Annotated in this window: 13 protein-coding genes; all 13 read right to left on the bottom strand. The window is 62.2% G+C overall.

The window, feature by feature from the left end; genetic code table 11:
- Entirely contained in the window at positions 1-8,379 is an 8,379-nt protein-coding gene (locus J1G35_RS20075; protein ID WP_262417346.1) for a hemagglutinin repeat-containing protein, read from the bottom strand.
- A gap of 31 nt (positions 8,380-8,410) precedes the next feature.
- A complete protein-coding gene (locus J1G35_RS20070) occupies positions 8,411-10,132 on the bottom strand; it encodes a ShlB/FhaC/HecB family hemolysin secretion/activation protein (RefSeq protein ID WP_223015825.1) in 1,722 nt (573 codons plus the stop codon).
- 425 nt (positions 10,133-10,557) lie between these two features.
- Positions 10,558-11,040 (bottom strand): poly-beta-1,6-N-acetyl-D-glucosamine biosynthesis protein PgaD, encoded by a 483-nt coding sequence (pgaD, locus tag J1G35_RS20065; protein ID WP_053137611.1) that lies wholly within the window; start codon positions 11,038-11,040, stop codon positions 10,558-10,560.
- Between the two features lie 2 nt (positions 11,041-11,042).
- On the bottom strand, positions 11,043-12,383 hold the full coding sequence (gene pgaC, locus J1G35_RS20060; RefSeq protein ID WP_053137608.1) for a poly-beta-1,6-N-acetyl-D-glucosamine synthase: 1,341 nt from the start codon (positions 12,381-12,383) through the stop codon (positions 11,043-11,045).
- A gap of 2 nt (positions 12,384-12,385) precedes the next feature.
- On the bottom strand, positions 12,386-14,383 hold the full coding sequence (gene pgaB, locus J1G35_RS20055) for a poly-beta-1,6-N-acetyl-D-glucosamine N-deacetylase PgaB (protein WP_223015824.1): 1,998 nt from the start codon (positions 14,381-14,383) through the stop codon (positions 12,386-12,388).
- A gap of 12 nt (positions 14,384-14,395) precedes the next feature.
- A complete protein-coding gene (gene pgaA / locus J1G35_RS20050) occupies positions 14,396-16,876 on the bottom strand; it encodes a poly-beta-1,6 N-acetyl-D-glucosamine export porin PgaA (RefSeq protein WP_223015823.1) in 2,481 nt (826 codons plus the stop codon).
- 298 nt (positions 16,877-17,174) lie between these two features.
- Positions 17,175-18,671 (bottom strand): YdgA family protein, encoded by a 1,497-nt coding sequence (locus J1G35_RS20045; protein WP_223015822.1) that lies wholly within the window; start codon positions 18,669-18,671, stop codon positions 17,175-17,177.
- Positions 18,672-18,819: 148 nt separating this feature from the next.
- Complete coding sequence (locus tag J1G35_RS20040) at positions 18,820-19,452, bottom strand: hypothetical protein (protein ID WP_053137597.1); 633 nt, start codon at positions 19,450-19,452, stop codon at positions 18,820-18,822.
- Between the two features lie 95 nt (positions 19,453-19,547).
- Positions 19,548-20,990, bottom strand: a complete 1,443-nt coding sequence (locus tag J1G35_RS20035; RefSeq protein WP_223015821.1) for an efflux transporter outer membrane subunit — start codon at positions 20,988-20,990, stop codon at positions 19,548-19,550.
- Positions 20,987-21,877 (bottom strand): efflux RND transporter periplasmic adaptor subunit, encoded by an 891-nt coding sequence (locus J1G35_RS20030; RefSeq protein ID WP_223015820.1) that lies wholly within the window; start codon positions 21,875-21,877, stop codon positions 20,987-20,989. Before J1G35_RS20030 ends, J1G35_RS20035 begins: the two co-directional genes overlap by 4 nt.
- Positions 21,874-22,083: a DUF1656 domain-containing protein gene (locus J1G35_RS20025; protein WP_010214247.1), complete on the bottom strand. Its 210-nt coding sequence runs from the start codon at positions 22,081-22,083 to the stop codon at positions 21,874-21,876. Before J1G35_RS20025 ends, J1G35_RS20030 begins: the two co-directional genes overlap by 4 nt.
- The gene (locus J1G35_RS20020; RefSeq protein WP_223015819.1) at positions 22,080-24,158 is read right to left on the bottom strand and encodes an FUSC family protein; all 2,079 of its coding nucleotides are present in this window, start codon (positions 24,156-24,158) and stop codon (positions 22,080-22,082) included. Before J1G35_RS20020 ends, J1G35_RS20025 begins: the two co-directional genes overlap by 4 nt.
- On the bottom strand, positions 24,155-24,565 hold the full coding sequence (locus tag J1G35_RS20015; RefSeq protein WP_053137587.1) for a MarR family transcriptional regulator: 411 nt from the start codon (positions 24,563-24,565) through the stop codon (positions 24,155-24,157). Before J1G35_RS20015 ends, J1G35_RS20020 begins: the two co-directional genes overlap by 4 nt.
- Between the last annotated feature and the right edge of the window lie 257 nt (positions 24,566-24,822).

The raw sequence follows: 24,822 nt of genomic DNA, 5'->3' as shown, positions 1-24,822 counted from the left end.
TCAATGCACCTTAATTTTGATTCCCGCGTCGGACAAAGCTTTTTCAAGGGCTGGCGCAGGTCCAACGCGTCCTGTGACGGGGCTCCTATAAAAATTCCATGTTACCCCATTAACCATACCGCGGCTCAGGAGCTCCGTATCCTTCATCACCTGAAGGGCTGTATTGGCGTCGAGTGAAGTGTATCCAACCTTGGACTCATGAGCCAAAGCACCTGGAGCTAGCTGGTCGACGACACGCACGCCTTGGGTCGTTTGGAAGGTAACTTGAGACTGACCACCCAATGGTTTTAGGGCATCCTCCCCGATTTTCCCTGTTGCTCCAATTCCGGCGGACGGATTAGGAGAAACAATTCGCGTCGCTCTATCCTCGGTCAACGTGTAGTAGTTACCATTACCGGCCAGAAACACCTGATTGCCATTGGCGTCCTGCGTTCCGGTAGGTTTGTAAGTCCCACCACCGGGGCCGTTCACGGTTCCATCAATTTCTTGTGTGTAGCCTTTGGGAACATTAAAGCTCGCGTCGTTTGCTGCTGATTTTCCGGTTCCGACAACTTTGGCCTCTCCAGAAATCAAAGTCGATGCAGGCACTTTTGTAGTAGACGTTAACCCTTTTAATCCGTACCCCCCAGCAATCGCCGCCGTGATGGCATGCATCGTCATGACAAAATCATACTGTTGCTCAACTTCCGCCCGCGTTTTCTCAGAACGGCTCGCAAGGTCCGTTATCACGATGTCGTGGAGAATGCTGGCATCGTCTAAGCCACGTAATGCAGCCTCGGCATTTTTTGCATCAGCCGGGTAAAGTTCTTTATAAAGCAGACGGACAGAGACAGGAGCCTCGTATTCCGCAAGAGCCTGACGTGCAGGTTCGATCAAACGACCGCAAGCGGAACTGGACAAATTTCCGGTAGTGCAGGCATCGCGAATCGCTTCATCTCGATCTTTATCGATAACGTTTATATACGCGAGTTCATCTTTTTCTTTGTCAGTGATGGTGCCCAGCATTTGCTTGCGTGAAAGCACAAACTTACGGGTCGCTTCCGGCACGCTGAGATAGTTATTCTCAACCGCATTCCTCCCAACCTGAGCCGCTGCCACCGCATCCAGTGCGCCCTTGCCGGACAACGATCCTGAAAGGCCACCCGCCAAGGTCGCGAGGCTGGAGATCGTCTGCTTTTGCGCCTGGGTCAGGTTCTCGTTACTGACATCGCCATACAGGTTCTCTTTGATCAGACGTGCGGTTTCCTCTGCCGCCACAGCACCGGCTGCACCAGCGAGTGCTGAGTTACCGCCAGCCTTGGCGAGCACAGCACCCAGTACCGCATGGGCCATCAGATTGGCTGTAGGGTCGCCCTTGGTCCTGTCCCTGATTGTTTCTGCCAGATATGGCGCCGCCGCCCCCGCCAACGCCCCACCTACGCTGCCACCCATCGCCGCTTGCACCACGGCAGTCACTGCCTGGCTGGCCTTCTGGAAGCTGCTGCCAACGCCATAATCCTGCTGGGCACGCTGGCTGATCTGAGCCTGTGTCGGATTGGCGATACCCTCATCAATCAACTTCAGGCGCGTGGCTTTGTTGACGTCACTGTTAGGGTCGTCAGCGGCCCTGATCCTGGCCGCAGCAATCGCGTCGCCAATGCCCTTGGTCAGCTCCATCGAGCTTTTGATCAGGTCCATGCGTTCCTGCATGGCCTTTTCATCAGGCTTGTCGAGGCGTTGATTGGCGTTGGCGGTGTCGCGGTTCAGGCCGACTAGGTCACCCGCGCCTTCAGGGTTGCGCACCACGATCGTGCCTTCGCTGACGGCACTGCGCGTGTAGCTGTGGTCCGAATCGTTCAGCGACATTCCATACAAGGCACCCGGCGTGAGGGTACTCGCGCCGCTACTGTAAGAACCAGAGACGCTCATGCCCGCCGACTTGCTCTCGATTTCGCTCTTGTTCTTGATGTCGCTGACCAGCAGACGATCCGTGCTGAGGCGGTTCTTGTCAGCGCTGGCTTCACTAGCAATCACCGCGCCTTGCAGGGTAGTGGTCTTGCCGACATTGATGTCGTAGCCGTCTTTACCGGCAAAGAAGCCGCTCTGGTCGGTGACGGCCTGGTAGTCGCTGTTCATCTTCGACGCCGCCAGGTTCGCGGACGCGGTTACTGGGGAGCCATAACAGATCGGCGGAATGCAGATGCTCGCACCGAAGCCCGCACTGTTCTGCTTGCTCTTGGACGTTTCGGTGTCTTGGCGCGACAGGATGTTGAGGTTGCCGCCGATGTTGGCATCGATACGGTCAGCGCGTACCTGCGCGCCGATCAGGCTGGTGTCCTGGCCGCTGCGCAGTACCAGCGAGCCGGTGTCCAACGTGGTGTTGACCTGGGTAACCGAGCCTCCAGAGCCAAGGTTCTTGGCGGTTTGTGCACCGAGGTCGATGGTGAAACCGTTTTGCTCGCCTATGTTGAAGCTGGCACCGATAGCGGTCCTGTTGCGTGAACCGTCGTTTTTGCGATCGGTGGTGTTCTGTGCGCTTTGCATCAGGATGTTGTTTTTCGCGGAGAGCAACGTGCTGTCGGCTTTCAACGTACTGCCGGTAATCGTCAAGTCACCCACAGTGCCCGGCGCATCGCCCGCAGCGATGATCGACAGTTTGCCCCCGGCGTTGAGGTTGCTCTGGTGAGCGGTCTGCGCCGTGTATTCGCTGCTGCTTTTGGTGCGGGTGTTGGCCAGTTCGGTACCGATCTTGATCAGCGACCCGTTGCCGGCAGAGCCACCAGTCTTGTCCTTGAAGCCGGTACTTTGTTTAGCGAGATCGCCCGCCTGGTTATTCAGGTTGTACATCGACAGCGCCGCCTGGGCGATCTTCACAGCCTTGAGGCGTGGATCGTCGGAGCTGCGCGCCGCCTCGGCTGCGTCGCGGATGCTGTTGGCGGTGTCGACCACGGTGCCCGCAATCACTCGCCCAACCGCCAAGCTTTTTGAGCTGTCCTTACTGGTCTGACTGGCCGTCTCCATCCCCGAAGTAACGGTGACATTCGCCCCACTCAACTCCATGTTCTTGGTGCTCACCAGATCACTGGCCACCACCTTCAACTCACGCCCCGCCGTCAACGACACATTGCCCGCGCTCGAACCAATAGTGCTGCCGGTCAAGGTCATTTCATTGGCTGTGCCGTTGTGCTTCGAGCTGTTGATGTACAGCTTCTGGTTGCCGGTCATGTCGTCCAGACCGAGCTTGTTGCCGGTCAGCACGCCGGTGAGGTCGCGATTTTTTTCCTTGTGCATGTCGGTGCGGGCGAAGGTGTTTTGCGCCGCGTCGATGGTCAGGTCGCGGCCGGCCTGGACGGCGAGGTCGCCGGTGCTGACCAGGGACGAGCCGGTGACCGTGGCATCGCGTTTGGCGGCGACCGTGACGGTTTCGCCGGAGACCATGCTGCCCATGGCGGTGGTGCGTTTTTCGTCGACTTTGTCCTGGACTTTGCTCGACTTGAGGCCGCCCCAGCTGCTTTTGCTTTCCTTGCGCTCGTGGCGGGCGCTGTCGGCGTTACTGACGGCGAGGATGTTCACGTCCTGGCCGGCCACGAGTTGTGTGGCGCCTTTTTCAGCAGTGACGGCACTCCCAGCCAGCAGCAGGTCTGCACCGGCGACGACTGTGCTGTTCGTCCCCGCGCTGACAAGGCTGCCAACGTTGTTCACGACGTCAGTTTCATCCAGGCGGAATTTTTTGCCCTGGGAGGTTTTCTTGGTCTTGCTGTAGAAGCTGTAGTCCTGATTTTCGGCGGCTTTGAGCTCGAGGTTTTTACCGGAGACCAGATACGCCTCGTTGCCGGCATTGACCTGACTGGCGACCAGTTGCAGGTTCTGCCCGGCGCTCAGGGTGGCGTCGCCGCCGGCCTTGATCACGCTGGACACTTGCTGCACGTGGTCTTCGATGCTCTTGACCTTTTTCGTGTTGCCCGTGGAGTGTTGCTCGTTGGCCGCCGCAATGGCGTTGAGGTCGCGGGTGGCAATCAGGTTGACGTCGCGTTTGGCTTCGACCTGGCTGGCCACGGCGCTGATATCGCGCCCGGCGATCACATGCAAGTCGCGGCCAGCATCGACCACCGAGCCCTGTTGGGCGATGGTGCTGAAGCTGGAACGGTTGCCGATCGCGCCGCTGTCGAGGGTTTTCGAGGCGGTGATGTTGACGTCGCCCACGGCTTTGACCGTGGTGTCGGCACCGCTCTTGAGCACGCCACCGATGTTGTTGACGTTGCCGCCAGCCTGCATGGCCAAATCGTTGGCCGATTCGATGCGCGCGGCGCTGTCGACGAAGTCGCTGCGTTCGGTGCGGTAGTTGCTGGCGCTTTCGTGGGTGGTGACGCTACGTTCGTTGAGCAGGTCGGCGCCGGCGGCGAGGTTGACGTTGCCTGCGCTGATCACACCGCCTGCGCGGTTGGTCAGGTTGTTGCCGCTGAGCAGGTCGAGGCGACCACCGGCTTCCATCAACCCACTGTTGGTGAGGTTGCCGCCGACGTTCGCCAACAAGCTGCCGGTGGCGCGCAACGTACCGGCGTTGTTGAGGTTGCTGCCGGTGATCAGGTTGACGTCAGTGCCGGAAATCAACGCGCCGTTGGGTGCCAGGCGGTTGCTGGCCTGGGCGAGGTACAGCACCGGCACCAGCACTTGTTGGCCGGCGACGGTGGTGCTTTCCAGCCACACGATGTCGTGGGTCAGGGCGGCGACTTGTTCGGCGGTGAGGCTTACGCCCACCGACAGGTTAAGCGCGGTTTTGCTGGCGATGGCGTTGTCCATCAGGTGCTTGAACAGGTCGGCGTCGCTGGTCTGGCCGTCGATGAAGCGCTGGCCGGTGCGGGCGAGTACGGCTTGCTGGATCAGGCGCTGTTCGTAGAAACCATCGCCCAGGCGCTTTTGCGCGGTGTCAGGGTCATAGCCGAGCTTGGTCAGCATGTAGTCCGAGCCCAGGAACTTGCGCATATCCGTGAACAGCGGGTTGGTTTCGATCAGGTACTTATGCGGGCTGGCCGCGAACTGGCTGGTGGGCAGGCCTTTGGCGCCATCGCTGTCGTTGAGGTGGAACAGGCCGTTCTGGCCGGTGGGCAGGTCGAAGCCAGGCAGGCCCAGCGGGTTGACCTGTTGCTGGGCCACGTCCGGTGGCAGTTGCGGGTTGAGACTGACCAGGGTCGAGTAGCCCGGCGCATTGGTGTTGGCGCCGCTGCCGACGTAGGTGTAGCCACCTCGCACGACACTGTTGTCGATGCCGGCCTGAGCCTTTACATCCACGCTGCCGCCGGCCTGGATGACGGCGGCGTAGCTTTGGTCTGGCGCGCTTAACTGGGTGGTCTTGCGCAGGGCGATCTGCTCGCTCTCCATCTTGCCGATGAACGAGGCCAGGCCTGCTTCGACGCCGCTCATGTCCTGGCCGGCCGAATAGCGCTGGGTGAACGCAGCGGCTTCGCGGTACCAGGCACCGGGCTTGCGCTCACGGGCGGAGGTGAAGATGCGATCGTACTGAGTGTCGTGGGTCACTACACCGACATTGGTGAGTTGGTTGACGACGGCCGTGAGGTCGCCACCGGCGGCAATGCTACTGCTGCTGTTGAGCAGTTCGCCGCCGGTGAGCAGCATGTTGCCGCCCGAGGTGATGCTGGACGCTGCCGTGGCATCGCTGACGATGAAGTGATCACGCTGGGTAATCTGGAACGGCCGGTTTTGCTTGCCGCCTTCGCAGTCGCCACCGGTCACGCGAAAGATGCAGGCTGTGGGAGTGATGGAGGCGCTGTAGATGCCGGACTCGGTGGTGAGCACAGTACGGATGTTCTGGATCGTGCTGGCGGCCAGGACCAGGTTGCGCTCGCTCTCGATGGTGCCCGAGCTGTTGATGATGCTGGTGGCCAAGCCGCCCTGGCCGTCGCGGTCGACGCGCAGGTTACCCATGGCGTAGATCGTGGCGCCGAGGTTTTTCAGGCGCTCGACCTTGAGGTTCAGGTCGCCGCCACTGAAGATCAGGCCGTGGTCGTTGAGCAGGTTGCCCACCGAAAGATCCAGGCTGCCCTGGCTGGCGACGCTGCCGCCCACGGTCCAGTCCTTGCCGCTGCCGACCAGGGCGCGGGTGCCGAGCAGTTTGCCGGTGGCGGTCTGTTGCAGGTTATCCACGTTGACGGTCAGGCGCCCGGCCTGGATCGCGGTGCTGTTGGTCCAATTGACTTTGTCGAAGGTCAGGTCGCCGTTGGTGACCAGGCTGCCACCCACGTCATCGAGGCTGATGCCACTGAGGTCGAGCACCCCGGTGCCCACATGCAACACCTTGCCACCGGTGTTCTGGAAGCGGGTGGCGGCGAGGCTAAATTGGTCGTTGGCGGTCTCCAGGCTACCGCTGTTGTTGAGCAGGCCACCGATGGCGTAGCGGGTCTTGCCGCTGGTGCCCAACGCACGCATTTGCCCGCTGTTGTTCAGGCTGGCGGTCTCGACATCGAGGGCCGTGGCGCTTTCGATGAGACCACGGTTGGTCAGTGCGCCCTTCAGGCTGACGTCGATGCGGTTACCCGCGATCTCGCCGCCGTTATCCACATTCTTACCGGTCAGGTGCACGCGATCCCGAGCAAACAGCGCGCCGCTGCCGTTGTTGAAATCCGTAGCGTCGATCTGCGCATCACCGGCTTTGGCGGCGATGCGGCCACCGTTGTTGTCGAGGGTGCCGGCGGTGATGGTCACGCCAGACTTTTCACTGTGGATCAGGCCGTTGCCGCTGTTTTGCAACAGGCCGCTGGTGGTCAGGGCCAGGCCATCGTTGGCGGCCAGGGTACCGGTGTTACGGTTGTCGATGCTGTTGGCGAATACCGTCAGCAAGCCCTGGCTGGCGAGCTTGCCGCCCTGGTTATCGATGTGCGCGGCGCGCTGGATCAGCAGCGGCCCGGCGCTGGCCAGCTTGCCGTTGCGGTTGATCAGGTCGCCGATCAAATCCAGGGTGATCGCCCCGCCAGCGGTCAGGTTACCAGCGCTGTTATCCAGGGTATTGCCGTTAAGGGTGAACGCACCGGTGCTGTCGATGATGCCGCCCTGGCTGTTGTCCAGCAGGCCGCTGACGTTGAGGGTCTGTGCGCCATCGCTGAGCAGGCGACCTTTGTTGCGGTTGTCGACGCTGGCGGCGGTGACGTTCAGCGCCTGCTTGGCGCTCAAGGTAGCGCCGTGGTTATCCAGGCTTTGCGCGGTGGCGGTGAGGTTGCGATTGGCGATCACCGTACCGGTGTTGGTGAGGTGCTGGCTGTCGAGGGTGACGTCGCCACCGGCATTGCGCGTGTTGTCGGGGTTGACCCCGGCTTCGATGATGCCGCTGTTGGTCAGCTGGCCGTTGCTGGCCAGGGCAATGCTGTCGCGGGCGGCGAGGGTCTTGCTGTTTTTCAGGGTGCCCTTGGTCTGTGCCTTGAGGGTGGTGCCCGCGTACACAGCGCCCTTGGTCTCCAGGCTCGCGGCCTTAATGTCCACCGCACCGCTGGCGGCGGCCTGGGCCATGCTCAGGTGGCCGTTGGCGTCGAGCTGAATATCACCACCACTGGCGGCCAGTGTGCCGTCGAGCTTCACGCCCACACCGGCTTCGGTGCCCACCAGTTTGATCGCACCGGCATACATGCCCCCCAAGGCCGACGAGTCGATGGCCAGTTCCGGCTTGGTGCTGCCGTCGTCGGCGCGCGCGGTGGCTTTCAGGCTTTGGGCATCGACGTCATTGCGCCCGGCGATCACCGTGAGTTGTTTCGCGTTGATCTGCGCATTGATCTTGGCCGAACGCGTGATGATCTCGAAGTGGTCGACGTTGCTCGCGTTCAGGCCTTTGCCATCGATGGTCACGGCGCCGCCGTCGACTTGGTAGCTTTTCAGTTGCCCGGCCTGATCGATCACCGGTTTACCGGTGGTCAGGGTGACGTTGGGGGTGTTGATGAACCCGCAACCGTTGCAGCTGATGCCGTAGGGGTTGGCGACGATGACCTTGGCCGACTGGCCCGCCACTTCGGTGTAGCCGCGCAATTGGCTGGGGCTACCGCCTTTGACTTCGTTGAGGATGACATTCGCCGCGCCGCCCTTGAGGTTCGGGTTGCCGACAATGATCCCGCCCAGTTGCGTGCTTTGCACAATGCTGTTGGCGTTGTTGAGGATCACGCCGTTGGGGCCGACGTTGTAGTCCTTGAACTGGTTGTGGGACAGGCCGCTGCCGTTAGGGGTGGCGATGTTCACCACCGGCACGCCGTTGCCGGCCTGGCCAAGCGTGGTGCCCGGGCCACTGACCACGATCCCGTCGGCCTGGGCCAGCAGTGGCTGCCAGAACAGCGCGTTGGCCAGGATCAAGGCCAGGCCGCGTTGGCTCAGGGTTTTCAGGGCAGTAACGGGGCGAACGTCCATATTCAAAATCTCAAAGGCTGCGGGTGTTGAATTACAGGTAGAAATCCAGGCGGAAATAGATCGGCGCTTCGCGCTCGGTCATCACACCAGGTCGCTCCAGGGAGTGGGCAAAGGTCACGCTGGTGCTGACGTTTTTGCCGCGGGCGAACAGCTCCAGGGAGTTACTCGACACCCTGCCGTGCTGGTCATCGTTGTAGCGATCGTTGCGAATCACGCCCTGGTCATAGCCGACGCTGGCGCCGTATTCGGCGAAGGCCGGGCGCATCCAGTCGAGGGTCACCGGGCGTGCCCAGCGCACTTCGTTGCGCCAGTAGCCGCCGCTGTCGCCGGTCAGTTGCTGGTCCTTGAACCCGCGCACCGAGTACGAGCCGCCGAGGCTCATGCGTTGCGCCGGGTACAGCACGTCTTCACTGCGCTGTCCGGTGGCCAGGCTGGAAAAACTCAACGATTCGCCCCACAGCGTGAAGGGTTGCAGGTAGCTCACTGTGGCGGTGTATTTGCGGTAGCGCGGGGTTGGGGTGAGGTTGCCGCGGATGCGTTCCTGGTCATCCTTTTGGGCGTCAAAGGCGCCGGTGCCGTTCTGCATGCCGACATCCAGGTTGACGAAGGCATTGCCGATGCGGCGCCCGTGGTTGATGCCCACCTGGAACTCGCTGAGGCGGTTGCTGCTGACGTCCAGGCGCTCGTCGTTGAAGTAGTTGTTGGTGCGCAGATGCGTCAAGCCGACGTTGACCGAGGTCTTGCTCACGTCATCGCGATGCACCACGCGCTCGGCACGCAGCTGGTGGTTCTGGCTGTCGCCCGTTTGCTTGTACTTGTAGCCGTCAAGGTCGCCCGGCGTGCGGTACTCGCTCTCGCTGTAGGTGTAACTGAAGTTCCACCAGCCCCACGGCACGTTGTAGTAGAGCATGCTGTTTTTCGAGGTTTTCTGGTGGTCGCTGATGGCATCGTGGCCGCCGCGCAGGATCAGTTGATCGGCCAGGCCCAGCGGGCTGTCCCACTCAAGGCCCGCGCCCCACTGCTGTTCGCCGGTGCTTTTCTGGCCGTCGTTATTGCGCGACAGGCTGGCGCGCCAGGGCTTTTGCGGCTGGTTCTTGACCAGCACTTCACTGCCGCCGATCTGGGTGCCGGGGGTCAGTTCCATTTGCGCCTGCTTGGACGGCAAGCGGCTCAGTTGATCCACCAGTTGCTCGACTTCGCGCAGGTTGAGGGCCTCGCCGACCTTGCCGGGAAACGCCATGGCCAGCTCGCGGTCGGTGACCGTGCTGCCCTGGGCGCCCTTTATGCCTTCGAGTTTGCCTTCGACCACCAGCACTTGCAGATGGCCGCTGGAAAGGTCCTGTTGTGGCAAGTAGGCACGGCTGGTGACGCGGCCCTTGGCGATGTAGTCGTCGGTGATGACCTTGAGCAGTTCATTGAGCTGCGTAACGCCCAGGCATTGGCCGATATAGGGTTTAAGCAGGCGGTTACGGTCGGCAGCGGAGAGGCTGTCGGCGCCCTTGAGCTCGATGTCCTGGATGGGGAAGCAACGTGAGTCCGCAGGCTGTGCCGGGGCCTGTGGCTGGTTGCTCTTGCCGGGCAGGTCCTGGAGTTCTTCCAGGCGCCGGCGCTGCTCTTCGAGGAGGCGGTTCTGCCGGTCGCGGATCAGGTCCTGATCACCCGGCGTAGGGGCGGCCAAGGCACTGTTTGCGCTCAAATAAGCGAGCAGCAAAGTGCATAGAAAATACCGAGTCCGTGGCAATAACAAAGACATGTTCGATCCGTCGAAATTCAAGGGCCGGGAAACTAACATCGAAAGTGCGCCAGCCCAAGAAACTGGGTTAGTTGCACTTGCGTACTAGTTAATCACGCAACTAATTGATTAATAACAATAAAACAGACTGCCTAGGTTTAACGCCAAGTATTAGTCCGACAGGCGGCAGCTGTTTTGATGGCTATTCGTCGGAGAACTTGGAATTGCCATTATTTGGCCATCAAGTTCTTTCCGAGATAAGTTAGTACCGAAAAAAGCCGATAAGTTCGCGGGGGTTTTGTGAATTGGATCGCAATAACCGGTATTGGCAGGGTGAGAGCCCCTTATGGGAGGGGGCTTGCCCTAATGCCAGTCAGTTAAGGCTTTTGCAGGAGCGAGCTTGCTCGCTCCTACAGTGAATCCCACATTGGATTGGGTTTACAGCCTTAGCTGGCGTCTTTGTTCTGAGACGCGCCAGGCACGAGGGTCAAGCCTGGTTTTTCCACGTCGCGGGAGACGTGGGCTTTGACTTCCGACACGCCGCCGTCTTCGTCGTTGTGGATCACCAGTACGCCAGGCCGGCGCAGTTGCTCCAGGTCGCCCTCGGCGAGGCTGAAGCTGTCGCTCAGGTTCTGGTCGGTGAGGGCCTTGGCCTCGGCGCGGCGTTGGGCGAACTTGCGCCCCTTGCGTTGCTGGTAGCGTGCCCAGGTGACCAGGATCACGGCGTTGAACAACGCGATCCACAGGTAGATCTGCAGGGTATTGAGCGCCGCGAAGATCGGCGCCTCGATGCGTGGGCCACCGCGGGTGTCCAGCATCGAGCTGATCCCGCGCGCCAGCAGCCAGACCAGTCCGGCCCAGGCCATCAAGGTCAGGATCACGTCGATGATCCACATCACGGTACTTTGGCGAGTTCTGACCAGTTTCATGCTCACGCCTCCTCTTCAGCCGGTTTGATACCGCGATCCGGGCTGACCCAGCGCGCACGTTTCTGGTGCTGGTTGAACAGCACCTTGGGAAAACTGACCAGGGTGGTAAACAGGCTGACCAGCCAGAACACCATCGGGTACCACACGGTCCAGAACAGGGTTTTCCACAGGTCTTTCTCGTAGCGGCGGTCGATCAGGATGCTCACCGCAAACTGCAACAGGCACACCATCGCCAGCACCAGTCCGGTAAACGCCGGTGGCATCAGTGAGTCCACCGCAATGGCCTGTGGCATCGGGATGAATTTGCCCACGCCCCAGAAGATCACCGACAACATGAAGGTAAAGGCCCAACCGGTGGACAGGCAGTATTCGAACAGCAGCGGCCACAGGTAGCGGTGGCGCCATTGCCAGATGCCACGGATGTTCTTGAACAGCACTTCGGCACCGCCCTGGGCCCAACGCAGGCGTTGCTTCCACAGGCCGCCGACGGTCTCGGGCATCAGGATCCAGCACAGGGCGCGGGGCTCGTAGAAGATGCTCCAGTGATCGAGTTGCAGCTTCCAACTGACATCGATGTCCTCGGTGATCATGTCGGTGCTCCAGTACTCGATGCGGTCCAGCGCCTTTTTACGGAACGCCACCACCACACCGGACACCGTGAAGATCCGTCCGAATACACGCTGGGTGCGCTTGATCAAGCCGATGATCGAGGAGAATTCACCCACCTGCACGCGGCCGATCAAGGTCGAGCGTGTGCGGATACGTGGGTTGCCGGTGACGGCGCCCAGGCGTGGGTTGTCGAGCATCGGCGCGACCATATACGCCGCCGCGTTTTTATCCAGCAGCGCATCGCCATCGATGCACACCAGGTATTCGCTGCGCGCGGCCACGGCGCCCATGCGCAAGGCCACGGCCTTGCCCTGGTTCTGCGCCAGGTGCAGCACCCGCAGGCGCGGATGCTCCAGTGCCAGGGCGTCGAGGACGGCGGCGGTGTTGTCCTTGGAACCGTCGTTGACGGCGATCACTTCGATGTTCGGGTACAGCTGACCCAGCGCCGCATGGATGGTGTCGGCGGCGTTATCCCCTTCGTTGTAGCAAGGGATGATGATCGAGATCAGCGGGTTGCCGGCCAGGGTTGGCGCCGGGGTGTCTTCGTCCCAGGGCCAGTGGCGCTCCCAGTGCAGCCAGAAGTACAAACCGCCGGCGATCCAAAGCGCCGACATGAACAGCGGGTAGAAAAACACGAAGTCCATCAGGAACTGCCCGGTGACCAGGAAGATCAGGCCCAGGGGCACGCCTAATACCAGTGCCAGCACGAATAAAGCCAGGATTCTGTCGAACATGGTCAAGGGTTCCATTGGTTGGAAAGGGCCGGACGCACAGTCTTCAGGTCCGGGGAGTTTTCCAGGAAGTTGTCCGGGTAGTAACCAAAACTCGTGACCCCCTGGCGCTTGAGCACACCCATCCATTCAGCCATCTGCGCACCGCCGATATCGGGTGCGGCCTTGGTGCGCCAATCTTTGGCCTGCAGTTCAAATACAGTGCGTTGCAACGCACCCGGACGCGCCTTGACCGTCGCCACCAGCTTCTCCAGCCAGGCGTTGGAGGTCTTGTACTCCTGGCCTTCCATCAGCGGCATGGCCATCGGCGCGGTCCAGTCATAGGTCTGGAGGAAATCATCGAGGTTCTGGGCGAACCAGGCCTCGCTCGCCGGGTTGAGCATCGGCTCGGCGAAGATATTGCGCGCGGTCAGCACCTGCGGCCCACCGATGGCGTGGACCTTGGCGGTCAGCTCTTTGGTGAAGTCGATCAGGTAGCGGCTCTTGAAGCGCGTCCAGCGCTGCATCACCGCAGGGTCGGCGCGCAGGGCCTCGATGCTGCCCGGCAGGCCGTTGGCGGCATAGGCCTTGAGCGCGGCGGGGCTGGCGTCTTCGAAGTCCGAGAGCACCGCGTCGTCGTGGTACAGCACGCCGTCGATGGCATTGTTGCGCGCCAGGTCTTCATAGATCTCGCCAATGATCTTGCGCACCTGCGGGTCGAACGGCGACAGGCGTTTGTATTGGTCGGGGTCGGTGGCGACCTTGCCGGTTTCCGGGTCCCAGCGCGTTACGCGGGGCAGCTTGGGGTCAAGGGCAAAACTCAACACCGGCATCCACGCATACACGGCGGCATGGGCACGGGTGTGCAACTGCCAGGAGACGCGGTTGAACAGGTCGGCGCGCACCGGCAAGTGTCGGTTGGGGAAGTACAGTTCGTGCACCAGGCCATCACCCTTGGGGTCGGCGAAGGCTTGCAGGAACACCGTACCGGCGCCCATGTCCACTACGCGCTGCACCAATTGGTCGAGGTTGCGCGCTTGCTGGGCCGGGTCCGGGTCGTAGACGTTGTCCAGGTCCACATGCAGCACCCGCAGCGGTGCCGGGGTTTGCACGGCGACGATGCTGTTGGCGAAATGTTCGCCGTCCGGGTCGGAGGCCACCAGGAAGCGTGGGCTGTTCATCAAGTCATCGGAGCTGTCGAGACCGTCTTCCAGGGTCAGGGCCATCTGGTAGCCCTGCTCGCCGACGATCGCCAGGGAAGTGCCCTTGGCGGCGCCGTACGGCCATACCCATACCCGAGGCTTCTTGCCGGTCACGGTCTGGATCTTGTGGGTGATCGCCGCGACGTCCGCCCGGATCCGCGCCTGGAACTGCGCTTGGGTTTCATAGCGGCCCGTGGCCGGGTCATAGCGCAGCGAGGTCGCCGCCGGCTCGAGGTTGCCCTGGGGGTTGGCCAGGATCCCGGTGTGACTGGCATCGGTGTGCGCAGCGATTTCCACCAGGCCGGACTGGGACACTTCGCGGATCTGCTGCCAGGTGAGGAACTCCCCGCGTGGTCGTGGCGAGCCAGCGAAGTCCACCGGTTTGTTCATCGGCGTGTCGATCCAGTAGCCCACTGGCGCCAGCACAGCCGGCCAGTGATAGGCGCGCAGGATCGGCATCACGCGGGTGTAGAAGCTGGAGTAGCCATCGTCGAAGCTGAGCATGATGGCTTTGGGCGGCAACGCGGGGCCGCCACGCCGGGCGGCCAGGATCTGGTCAACGCTGACCGCCTGGTAACCGTTCTCCCGCAGCCAGGCCAGTTGTTCGATCAAACGCTCGGTGCGCACCGCCACCACGGCCTGGTCAGGATCGCGGTCCGACACGTCATGGTAGGCAATGCCCAGGAAGTGGTTTTTCGGCCACGCCACTTCGTTGGCCGGTGTCGGCCGCTCGGCGGGTGGAGTGAAAGGTGCGGGTTGTTGGGCGCAGGCACTGGCCAGCAATACGCCCAGAACCAACAAGCAACGGCTGAGGAAGGTCATGGTCAGGCTCTTTTAGAAACGGTAAGTGAGGTCGACGAGCAGGCGCAGATCGCGTTCGCGATCACCGTCGTAAGGTCGGCTGATCAGGCTCAGGTTGGCGCCGGCGTCCAGAACGTCGTTCCAGCGAAAGCGTTGGCCGTAGCCCACCAGACCGATGCCACCGGTGGAATAATCCCGCTGGCTATACGTACCCGCACCGATTTGGAACTGCTGACTCCACTGGGTCTCGTAGCGGTGATAGAGCACATGGTTGATGTTGAGGACGGGCAACACGGTGAAATCCGACTTCGGGTTGAAGTACACCGTGTCTTCCTTGCTGTTGCGGCTGGCGCCGACTTCCAGGCCCAGGTCCACTTGCACTTTCGGCGAGCTGTAGAGACCTTCGCGACCGCTGAGCAAGGCTTCGAAGCGGTCGTTGCCATCGCTGAAATGGGAGGGGCTGAGGGTCAGTTTCCATTCGCGGCTTTCGTTGGCGCGCCAGCGGATAAAGCCGCTGCCGCCGTTGGCCGTGACACCGTCATTCAATGCCCGCAGCGGCGTGGTGCTCAGGAGGTAGCCCAGGCTGCCGCCGTATTGCCAGTTGTCGTTGATGTCGCGGGCAATCGACACGGCGGCGCCTTGTTTGGAGCCATCGCCGTAGGAGTGGTTGGACACCTCGGCTTCAATGGTCATGTCGCGGGTACGCCGCTCCACACCCACGACCTGCCAGCGATGCTGGCCCGTGCCTTCGCTGAAATCGGCCTTGGCGTAGCCGGCGCCGGCGAACACACGCCAGTCTTCGTCGATGGGCGGGGTGTAGAGGCGACTCTCGATGCCCCAATCGCGGCTACCCGCGACGGCGCCCGCTTCGCTGTCATTGCCGCCACCAAAGCTTTTGCCGGTGTACGCCTCCACGCGCAGTTCGGCCATGTCATGCACATCGCGCAGGCGGCTGAGGCGCTGGACTTGGCGGTTATCGCCGTTGCGGGCGACCACGTCATCGGTGAGCACGTCGAGCTGGCGCCACTCCTGCAGGTCCATGGCGGTGTAGGCCTGGCTCACTTCCAGGTTTGTGTCGCGCGGGGCCTGGGCTTCGGTTTCCTTGAGAATACCTTCGGCGCGCCGAGGCAGATCACGGGCGCGGTACATGTCAGCCTGGGCCAGGCGCAGGCCGACGTTGCCGGGGGCTTTTGCCACCAGCGCTTCCAGGCCGGCTTCGCTGCCCGGCAGGTCGCCGCCGTAGACGCCGGCCTGGGCCGACAGCTGCTGAGCGTCCATCCACGCGTCGTTAGGGTTGCCGATGGGCAAGCCCTTGAGTTCGACCCGCGGGTTCTGGCTGTTGGCGAGCCCCTTGGCGACCTCGTTGGCGTCCTCGGCTTTATCGCTTTCCTGCAAGGCGTAGAACAGCGCGGTGGTGTCTTCGACCCGATCATCGGGCTCGGCGTCGGTGGCGCTCAGGGCCTGGCGATACAGCGGCTCGGCTTTTTCCGGCTGACGCTGGTCGAGGTAGGACGCGGCCACCCAGCGCACGGCGTAGGTCGGCAGTTGCACACCTTCGGCCTTAAGCACTTCGTACTCGCGGATCACTTCAGCGGTACGCGCACGGGCCTTGAGTGCGCCCAGGCGGTCGATACGCCAGCGCACCACATCGTCATGGGCGGTGGCGTCCGGGGTCCAGCGGGCGAGCAGTTTGTCGTAATCGGCCAGGGCTCGGTCGGCAATCACGTAGCGTTCTTTTTCGCTGCGGGTGGCGAACTCGGCCATGCGCACACGCTCGGCAGCGAGGTCGCCTTCCAGGCGGCGCTGGGTCACCGGGTCCAGCAGGCCAGGACGCTGGGCCGACAGGCGCAATGCGGCTTCCGGCAGGCGGGCCTTTTGCAGGGCGACGATGTATTCGCGGGCCACTTCAGGCTTGTCGCCGGCGCGGATAAACGCCTGGTCGAACTCAAACAGCGCGTCGTAGTTCAAGCCGGCACGGGTCAGCGCATAACCCAGGGCCATGCGGCGGTTGGGGTCATCGGGCTTGGCGGCGACCAATGCTCGGGTGCGTTGCACCGCCTCGTCAGCCTTGCCGCCATCGGCCTGGGTCAGCGCCAGGCCCAGTTGCAGGTCGACGTTATTCGGTTCGCGCAGCAGCGCCTGGCGATAGACCGCCTCGGCCTGGGCCCATTGCTTCTGGTTACGGTAGGTACGCGCGACGGTGGCGAGCGCCTGGGTGCTGAGGTTGATATGTTTGCCCTGAGCCTCGTACACCTTCAACACTTCGGCGTCCTGGCCGGCCCAACCGGCGATCACCAGATGATCGCTGACCTGGCCTGGCGTCTGGCGTTCGGCAGACAACTGGCGCAATTGGGTCAGGGCGGGGGTGAAGTTGCCGTTGCGCGCCTGGATGATCAGGGCGTCGTAGGCCGGATCGGCCATGGCGAAGGCGGGCATCAGCAATTGGCTGCATAAGGCTGCACCGATGAGCAGTCGCAACCGGCCTGATGCACTGAGTGGTAGGTTTCGCAACATATCGTGAGCTTCCTTACACAAGGAAAGCTGTAACGATAGGTGGTCCTGAGCGAATTGCTGCAGGGTGCCGGCGTCTAATGACCCGGCCTAGCTTTCCTATGCGAACTATCTCTTAGGAACGTAGGAAAAAGACCAATTCAGAACAATTGTTCAGAATTGGCCAGCCGCCTGAAATGTGAACGAGAGAGCGGACTTGCCTGCGACAACGGCTGGCGGCCGGCACGGGCGCCGACTGTTTGACCCCTATCGCGGGCACTCCCGCTCCCCCATTATTTATTTCCGGGCGATGGCAAAATCTTTACTGCGCGCCGCTGACCGCGCCGACCTTGGCCATCACAAAACCAATGAACTGCTCGACGGTCATCTTCTGGCCGTTGAACGTCACTTCATTGTTGGCGTAGTGCAACTTGGACACCACGTCGCTACCGACCAGGGTTGCCAACTGGGTGCCAACCGCCATGCCACTGACCATCTCAGCGGCCATCTGCGACTGCTGCTCGATGGCTTTCGGGTCGGTGACGCCACCGAGTTGCGCTTGCAGGGCGGCAACGTCACCTATCATCGGCTTGGACAGGGTCAGGTTGGCATCCAGCAGGGCAATCATCTGCTTGCCCAGTTCAACCGGCGGCAGCTCCATGGACGCCGGCTTGGCCAGGTCCACCAGCAGGTTGAACTTGCTTTCGCCATGGGAGGTTTTCAGGGACAGGTTTTCCACCGCCACTTGCGGCTTGGCGGCCAGTACCTGGTTGACGTTCGCTTCGGCCAGGGCCTGCTCGGCTTCGGTCAGTTGCAACTCAGGTGCGGGCTCGCCGGCTGCGGCAGCGGCTTGCACCGGCTGCATCTTGTCCTGGTAAAGCTTGGTCAGCACCAGCATGGCCGGGATGTCGACATTCTTCATGCTCAGGGCCATGGCCGCCGAACCCACGGGTTTGCCCTGGTAACCGATCTCGTCGATCTTGTAGTCGACGCGGCCGGCCAGGTTGTTGTCCTTGGTTTCGCTGGAGTCTTTCTGCTCGAAGCCTTTGACGGTCAATACGGCTTTCTGCGGGCCGAAGGTGAACTTACTGTCGGTCAGCTCAACGGTGTTTTGCCCGGTGTAGAAGCCAAAGGTGGATTTTTCCAGATTGCTGGCGATGGTCAGGCCAGACAATTCAGCTTCGAAGTGTTCGCCCTTGCCATCCTGCCCGGCGATCTTGAAGCTGTTCATGAAGCCGTCAGCCTTGACCTTCTGGCCTTCGGCGGTGCTGTCGAAGTTCAGGTTGGCGCCGGAGAAGCTCGCCGACGCTGCGGCGTCCTTGAACTCCAGGGGCAGCAACTCGATGTTGCCGTTGACCGAGCGGCTATAGCCGATATTGGCCACGCCTTTGAGCGGCGACACGTCTTTGGCGGCGGCGAACCACTTCTCGGTGGTGGCGTTCTTTTCCAGTTCGTAGTGACTGGTGGCCATGACCGGCAGCCATTTGAGTGTCACCAGGCGCGAGAACGGCAGCGGGCCGTGTTCGATATGGTCGACGAAGAGCAATTCCGGATTAGGGTTTTCTTCGCCGAAGACCGAACCCTGGCCTTTCAAGCGGTAATGGGCGGTGCTGCTGAACACGCCACGGTCCAGGGACACCAGCTCCAGGGCCACGGTGCCGTCGACGCCGGCCATGGACGTCTGCAGTTCCTTGTTGGCGTTCTGGATCGCGGTTTGCAGCACCGGCTCCAGTTGTTTACCGGTGTACCAGGCGCCGCCTGCACTGACGACGCCTACGGCGACAACAAAACCCAAAAGAACGACTGCTGGCTTATTCATGAAGTGACCTGATCAAATCCTGTGAGAAGTGGGCTGTCTTCCTTGAACCCTGTTGGGGTTGGCTCAAGCCCGCCGAAAACGGGGGAAGATTAGCACTGGCTGCCGCGAACGGCCCAGCTTTCTCAGAGGGGTCAGGCGCGCCGTTGGTTCACGAATACTCCAATTCGATCTCGTCGAGCTGGTGGTCGAAGGTCTTCAGGCGTGCGGTCCAGGTGTATACCAGCACCTCAAACTCGCGGTGTATCACCGCATTGCCGGGGGTGTCGGACTTGGGGTCGCAGAAGTCCAGTTGGTAGCGTTCACGGGCCATCTGCGTGGCAACGTCAGACAATTCCCGCGCATTATTGAGCCAATGCCTGCCATCGGCGACCTGCCGATCAAGCAACACACACTGTTTTTTCAGGATTTCGAGGCTTTTTTCCAAGGGCGTGCCGGTGAGGTCGCCCATGACTTCCTGGAAGGTACGCCCCGGCTGCCAGTAGCTGCCCCAGAAATAGCGGTCGAACACGGTTTCGACCCGACGCAGCGCGACCTTGGTGTCCCAGATCGCCACGCGGGTCTTGCCTTGTTCGAGGAGTTTTTTCTTCACCCGTTGGTTCTGGTAGGACGCCCAGGCCACCACGCCGATGGACAAGGAACCGATCACCAGGCAGGCGCTGTCGAGAAACACCATGGCCTTGTCGAGTTGATGGGAGAGCATGACGCCGTAAAAATACGCGGCCGATAACAACACCAGTGCGAAGAGCACGCACCAGAAAGCGGGAGCATAAGGGTTTTTCATTATTGGAATCCCCATGAGCAAACGCGAGCAGTGTCAGGGGAGCACCTGCCCGTCAAACCGCAGTGCGCTCCACCTGACAAAGCATAGTCATTCGCTCAGGGTTTGCCGGGCTGTGACGCTTGCGTTCGTCCGCTTTCCCAGCCGCCGCCCAGGGCCAGGAACAGATCGATCTGGCTCATGGCAACCTCAGTGTTCGCCGCCGCCAGTTGCGCGCGCATCGTGGTGTAGGTGCGGGTGGCTTGCAGGTCGGCGAGAAACGATTCGCGGCCGGCCTGGAAGAACCGGTGGGTCTGGTCTGCCGCTTGTTGGGCCGATTGCTCGGCGTCAGCCAGCGCCTCGCGCCGTTGCAACACAGCGGTGTATTGCGCCAGGCCGGTCTGGGTTTCGCGGATGGCGTTGAGTACCACCCCGTCGAAATGCGCCAGGGCGCCCTGGGTCGCGGCTTCGGCCTCGTGGATGCGCGCACGGGCGCCGTTGGTCGGCAGCGTCCAACTGATCATCGGGCCGAAGCCCCAACGGTTGGTCGCGGGCTGGCCGAGGTTGTCGAGCAGGCCCACGGTGCCCACCGTGGCGCCGATGGCGATGTCCGGGTACAACGCGCCGGTGGCCACGCCGATACGCGCAGTGGCGGCGGCCAGTTGGCGCTCGGCCTGGCGCACGTCGGGGCGACGCTTGAGCAGTGCCGCACCGTCGCCCACCGGCAACAGTTGGGCGATGTGCGGCAGCTCGGCGCAGGTGCCGGTGCCCGCCGGCAGTTGGTCCACCGGCTTGGCCAGCAGCATCGACAGGCGGAACAGCCCGGCCTGGCGCGCCGCTTCGTAGCGCGGCATGTCGGCGCGCAAGGATTTGTACTGGGTTTGCGAGCGGGTGACCTGGGTTTCATCGCCACGGCCCGCATCACGCAGGCGTTGGGTCAGCTTGGTGCTCTGGGCTTGCAGGTCCAGGGACTCGTTGGCAATCGCCAGTTCTTCGTTGGCGGCGCAGACCTGGGTGTAGGAGCGCACCACATCCGCCACCAACGTGATGCGGGCAATATCGGCGGCAGCCTGAGCCGCGTCGGCACTGGCCTGGGCACTTTCGATGCCGCGCTGCAACGTGCCGAACAGGTCGAACTGGTAAGAGGTGCTGATACCGACACTGCCGATGTTCGATACCGGGACTTTTTCCGTCAGCAAGAATGCTTCACCGGATTCCTGCAGGCGCTGGGCCTCGGCCTTGGCGCCGGCACTCCAGCCGCCAGCGGACTCGGCTTGCTGCACCTGGTAACGCGAGCGCTGCAGGTTGGCAGCGGCCACACGCAAGTCGGTGTTGGAGGCCATGGCCTGGTGCACCAGTTCATCCAGGCGCGGGTCTTTGTAGAGCTTCCACCAGTCGGCCGGCACCGGCGCCGACACCACGTTGTTGCCCTCAGCCGCCAGTTGCCCTTGCAGGTCGCTGCGGTTGACGGCGGACGTTTGCGGCAGCTTGTAATCCGGCCCCACCACTTGGCAGGCCGACAGCAACAACCCCAGCGCAGCGGTTGCCCAGAGCTGCTTCATGGCTGGGCTCCCTCATTGGGTTTGTCGCCAATGATCGATACGGTGGCCGTACGCCCGGCGATCATGCGGAAGTCCGCCGGTACATCGTCAAAGGCGATGCGTACCGGAATCCGCTGGGCCAGGCGCACCCAGCTGAACGCCGGGTTGACGTTGGGCAGCAGGTTCGAGCCGCTGCTGCGGTCACGGTCTTCGATACCGGCGACGATGCTCTGCACATGGCCGTGCAGGCGGGCGTTGTCGCCGATCACACGGATATCGACGCCCATGCCGACGTGGATGCCGTCGAGCTTGGTCTCTTCGAAGTAGCCGTCGATGTGGAACGAGTTGCTATCCACCACCGACAGCACCGGCCGCCCGGCGGTGACGAACTCCTGGGTACGCGGCGCGCGGTCGTTGACGTAGCCATCCACCGGACTGCGGATCACCGAACGGTCGAGGTTGAGTTGGGCCGAATCCACCGTCACTTGCGCTTCGGCCAGGGCCGACTGGGCGCGGGTAACGCGGGACTGGCTTTCTTCCAGTTGCTCGCTGGGCACCAGGTTGCCGAGGCCACGGTTTCGCTTGTACTCGCGCTGGGCCTGGGCCAGGGTTTCCTGGCGGTCGGCCACGGCGGCCTGGGCTTGGCGCAGGGCCAGCTTGAAGCGGTCCTGGTCCACGGCAAACAGTACCTGGCCCTTGGTCACCAACTGGTTATCGCGCACATCGACGCGCTGGATCAGCCCGGACACGTCCGGCGCGATCTGCACGATGTCGGCACGGATGTGGCCGTCACGGGTCCAGGGGGCAAACATGTAGTACATGACCATGCGCCACACAACGACGACCGCGAAGCTCACGATCAATAACGTCAGGACTACACGGCCGATGGTCAAAAAAGGTTTTTTCATGTCATCAGGTATCGACTGAGTGAGTCCACTGCGCCCAGCAACAGCGCGTAGAGCCCCACATTGAACAATGCCCGGTGCCAGACCAGGCGATAGAAGTGGAGGCGGGTCAACAGCCCGTGCACCACCAGAAACAACACGTACGTAATGCCCATCAGCACCAGCAGCGTGGGCAGGAACACCCCGCTGATATCCAGATCACCGATCATAAAGGCGCTCCATCGGGTAGCGGCGCTTCCATCTCCGTGCCGCCAATGAATTCCACACCCGGCAACAACGCCAGGCGCAGGCCGGCCAGCGCGTGCAGCAGGTGCAGGCGGGTATCGTCTTCGTCTTGCAGGCCCTGGCCGTTGAGGGCGCGGCGCGTGCGGTCGAGGGTCATCAGCAGACCGCTGGGCGCGGGCAAGCGTTCACCCGCCTTGAGGCAGGCCTTGAAGTAACCGCCCACACCTTCCACCACTTGGTTGAGCAGTACCCGCGGGACACCGAGGATGCGCGGCGAGTAGGCCAGCAGGTCGAGCAGGTTCAGCGCCACGCGCAAGTCGCGCAGGGCGCTGCCGGTGTCCTGATTGATCAACGCCAGGCGCGGCAGGTGCTGCATCAGGCGGTCGAGCATTTGCACCGCCAGGTAGCGGTGTTCGTTCAGGGTGGCGGGCTCGGTCAGGCCGACGATGTCGCGCCAGCTGAACCGGGTCAGACGCTTGGCCGCCAGTTCGGCGCCGAAGGGCCGTGCGATCAACGTCCACACGAAGGCGAACAGCAGGCCCACGGGCCCGGCCAGGTTGACGTTGGCGAAGTTGAGGAAGTCCGCGTCGTAGGCGCCCTGGATGCTGATGAACGACGAGGTGTTCACCAGCGTCAGCAGCATGCCCAGGTAAAAACGCGGCTGCACGGTCAGCGTGCCGATGCAGATGAACGGCACGGCGAACGCCAGTACCAGCATCGGGAAATCATGCAGGTTGGGCAGTACCAGGAACAGATAGAGGCTGGCGAACAGCACCGACATGGCGGTCCAGAAAAAGAACCGGTAGATCTGCGGTGCCGGGTCGTCCATCGAGGCGAAAAAGCTGCAGGCCACCGCTGCCAGGATCACCGCGCTGCCGCCGTCGGTCCAGCCCAGCAGAATCCACAGCACCGAAGCGACGATGATCGCGGTGACGGTGGAAAACGCCGAGTAGAACATCAGGCCACGGTCGAGGAACGGCGTGAGCCGGCCCAGGCGCCAGTGGCGGTACACGGCGCGCCAGGTGTCCTGGCTTTCGCACTGGATGGCGGCTTGCAGGCTGCGACAGTCTTGCCACAGGTCGATCCACTCACCGAGGCGGTAGAGGGCGTTGGAAAACAGCAGCGTGTGGCGGTCATCCAGGGCTTCGCCGTGGGGTTGCAGGGCGTCGACCTGGTCACGCAGGGCGCGCCAGCGTTCCAGCGGTGCGCTTTCGGTAGTGTTCTCCAGCCACTGCTGGCTGGCTTCCAGCAACGGCGTGAGCCGGTCGAGAAACTGCGGCGCGCGGTGTTCGATGGCGTACAGCGCATCGTCGAGCGCATCGATCACCGGCAACAGATGGATCATGCGTCCGCGCAGTTCCTTGGTGTTGCGCACCGTCTGCGGCCGCGCGCCTTCGTGGGGCAACTGGCCGATCATCAGTTCAAGGGTGTTGAAGGTGGCAACCATGCCGCCGCGCAGGGTGCTGACTTCTTCCGGCTGCACATTGCGCGAAAGAAAGCGCTGGCTATAGACCTGGGCGTCGCTGAACCACTTGGCCACCGAGCCATCGAACACCGGCATCAGGCGCCGTGGCCAGAACATCGCGCCCACCACCGCCGCGACCGCGATACCGAGGAAAATTTCTTCGGTACGCGCCTCGGCCACGTCCCATACCGCCAGCGGGTTATCCACCACCGGCAGGGCGATCAGCGGCAAGGTGTAGCCGGCGAGCATCAAGGCATAGTTGTTGGCGGTGCGCAGGTGCATGGAGAGGAACAGCAAGGTGCCCGTCCACAATGCGATGACCACCACCAGGATGTACGGCGATTGCACGAACATCGGCACAAAAAACACTGCCGCCGCCGCCCCCATCAAGGTGCCGATGGCGCGGTATAAGGCCTTGGAACTGGTAGGGCCGACAAACGGGCTGGAGACGATATACACCGTGGCCATCGCCCAGTAGGGACGCGGCATTTGCATGAGCATGGCGATGTACAGCGCGATCATCGACGCGGCGAAGGTACGAACCCCATAGAACCAGTCACGGGCGGGCGGAAAGCCGCTGAAAAATCCGTTCAAAGCGTCGCCGCCTCAAAGGCCCGCAGTACGCGCAGTGCCGCTTCCATGTCGGCGGTCGGAATGTCCGCCAGCACTTCGCGGCGCAGACGCACCAACTGCACCTCCACCGCCTGCACCAACTCGCGACCGCGCTCGGTCAGGCTCAGGGCCTTGGCGCGGCGGTCGTGGATGTCTTCGGTACGGCACACATAGCCGTCATGGCACAGCCGGTCGAGCAGGCGCACCAGCGACGGGCTTTCCATCCCCGACGCCTGGGCCACTTTGACCTGATGCACCCCGTCGCCCAAGCGACCGATCATCAACAGCGGCACGGCGCAGGCTTCGGAGATGCCATAGCTGACCAGCGTGGTCTGGCAGATTTTGCGCCAGTTACGGGCGCCCACCACCATGCTGCTGCTGAGGTTCATCTGGAGTTGTTCGAGGGATTGAGGCACTGGATAGTTCGCATACAGTTAGTTTGCTAACTATCAATATGGCCGAGGGATCGAATTGCGTCAAGTTTTGAAACAATTTAGCGATGGATGGAGCGATTCAGTGACAACACCACAGGAAGAATGTGGGAGGGGCTTGCCCTAAGGACAGTCAGTTAAGCGTACATCGCCTCCTGTAGGAGCGAGCTTGCTCGCGAAAAACGCCAACGATAACGCGGGCTTCCTGAATGAAC

Origin of the sequence: Pseudomonas sp. SH10-3B (assembly GCF_019891415.1) — a bacterium.
In the GTDB taxonomy this organism is placed as follows: Bacteria; Pseudomonadota; Gammaproteobacteria; order Pseudomonadales; family Pseudomonadaceae; genus Aquipseudomonas.
This window is presented reverse-complemented; position numbering and strand designations above follow the sequence as displayed.

What these genes read in the sequence shown, in the direction of transcription:
- J1G35_RS20075 (WP_262417346.1), bottom strand. Translation starts at nt 8,379, where the DNA reads ATGGACGTTCGCCCCGTTACTGCCCTGAAAACCCTGAGCCAACGCGGC.
- J1G35_RS20070 (WP_223015825.1), bottom strand. Translation starts at nt 10,132, where the DNA reads ATGTCTTTGTTATTGCCACGGACTCGGTATTTTCTATGCACTTTGCTG.
- pgaD (WP_053137611.1), bottom strand. Translation starts at nt 11,040, where the DNA reads ATGAAACTGGTCAGAACTCGCCAAAGTACCGTGATGTGGATCATCGAC.
- pgaC (WP_053137608.1), bottom strand. Translation starts at nt 12,383, where the DNA reads ATGTTCGACAGAATCCTGGCTTTATTCGTGCTGGCACTGGTATTAGGC.
- pgaB (WP_223015824.1), bottom strand. Translation starts at nt 14,383, where the DNA reads ATGACCTTCCTCAGCCGTTGCTTGTTGGTTCTGGGCGTATTGCTGGCC.
- pgaA (WP_223015823.1), bottom strand. Translation starts at nt 16,876, where the DNA reads ATGTTGCGAAACCTACCACTCAGTGCATCAGGCCGGTTGCGACTGCTC.
- J1G35_RS20045 (WP_223015822.1), bottom strand. Translation starts at nt 18,671, where the DNA reads ATGAATAAGCCAGCAGTCGTTCTTTTGGGTTTTGTTGTCGCCGTAGGC.
- J1G35_RS20040 (WP_053137597.1), bottom strand. Translation starts at nt 19,452, where the DNA reads ATGAAAAACCCTTATGCTCCCGCTTTCTGGTGCGTGCTCTTCGCACTG.
- J1G35_RS20035 (WP_223015821.1), bottom strand. Translation starts at nt 20,990, where the DNA reads ATGAAGCAGCTCTGGGCAACCGCTGCGCTGGGGTTGTTGCTGTCGGCC.
- J1G35_RS20030 (WP_223015820.1), bottom strand. Translation starts at nt 21,877, where the DNA reads ATGAAAAAACCTTTTTTGACCATCGGCCGTGTAGTCCTGACGTTATTG.
- J1G35_RS20025 (WP_010214247.1), bottom strand. Translation starts at nt 22,083, where the DNA reads ATGATCGGTGATCTGGATATCAGCGGGGTGTTCCTGCCCACGCTGCTG.
- J1G35_RS20015 (WP_053137587.1), bottom strand. Translation starts at nt 24,565, where the DNA reads ATGAACCTCAGCAGCAGCATGGTGGTGGGCGCCCGTAACTGGCGCAAA.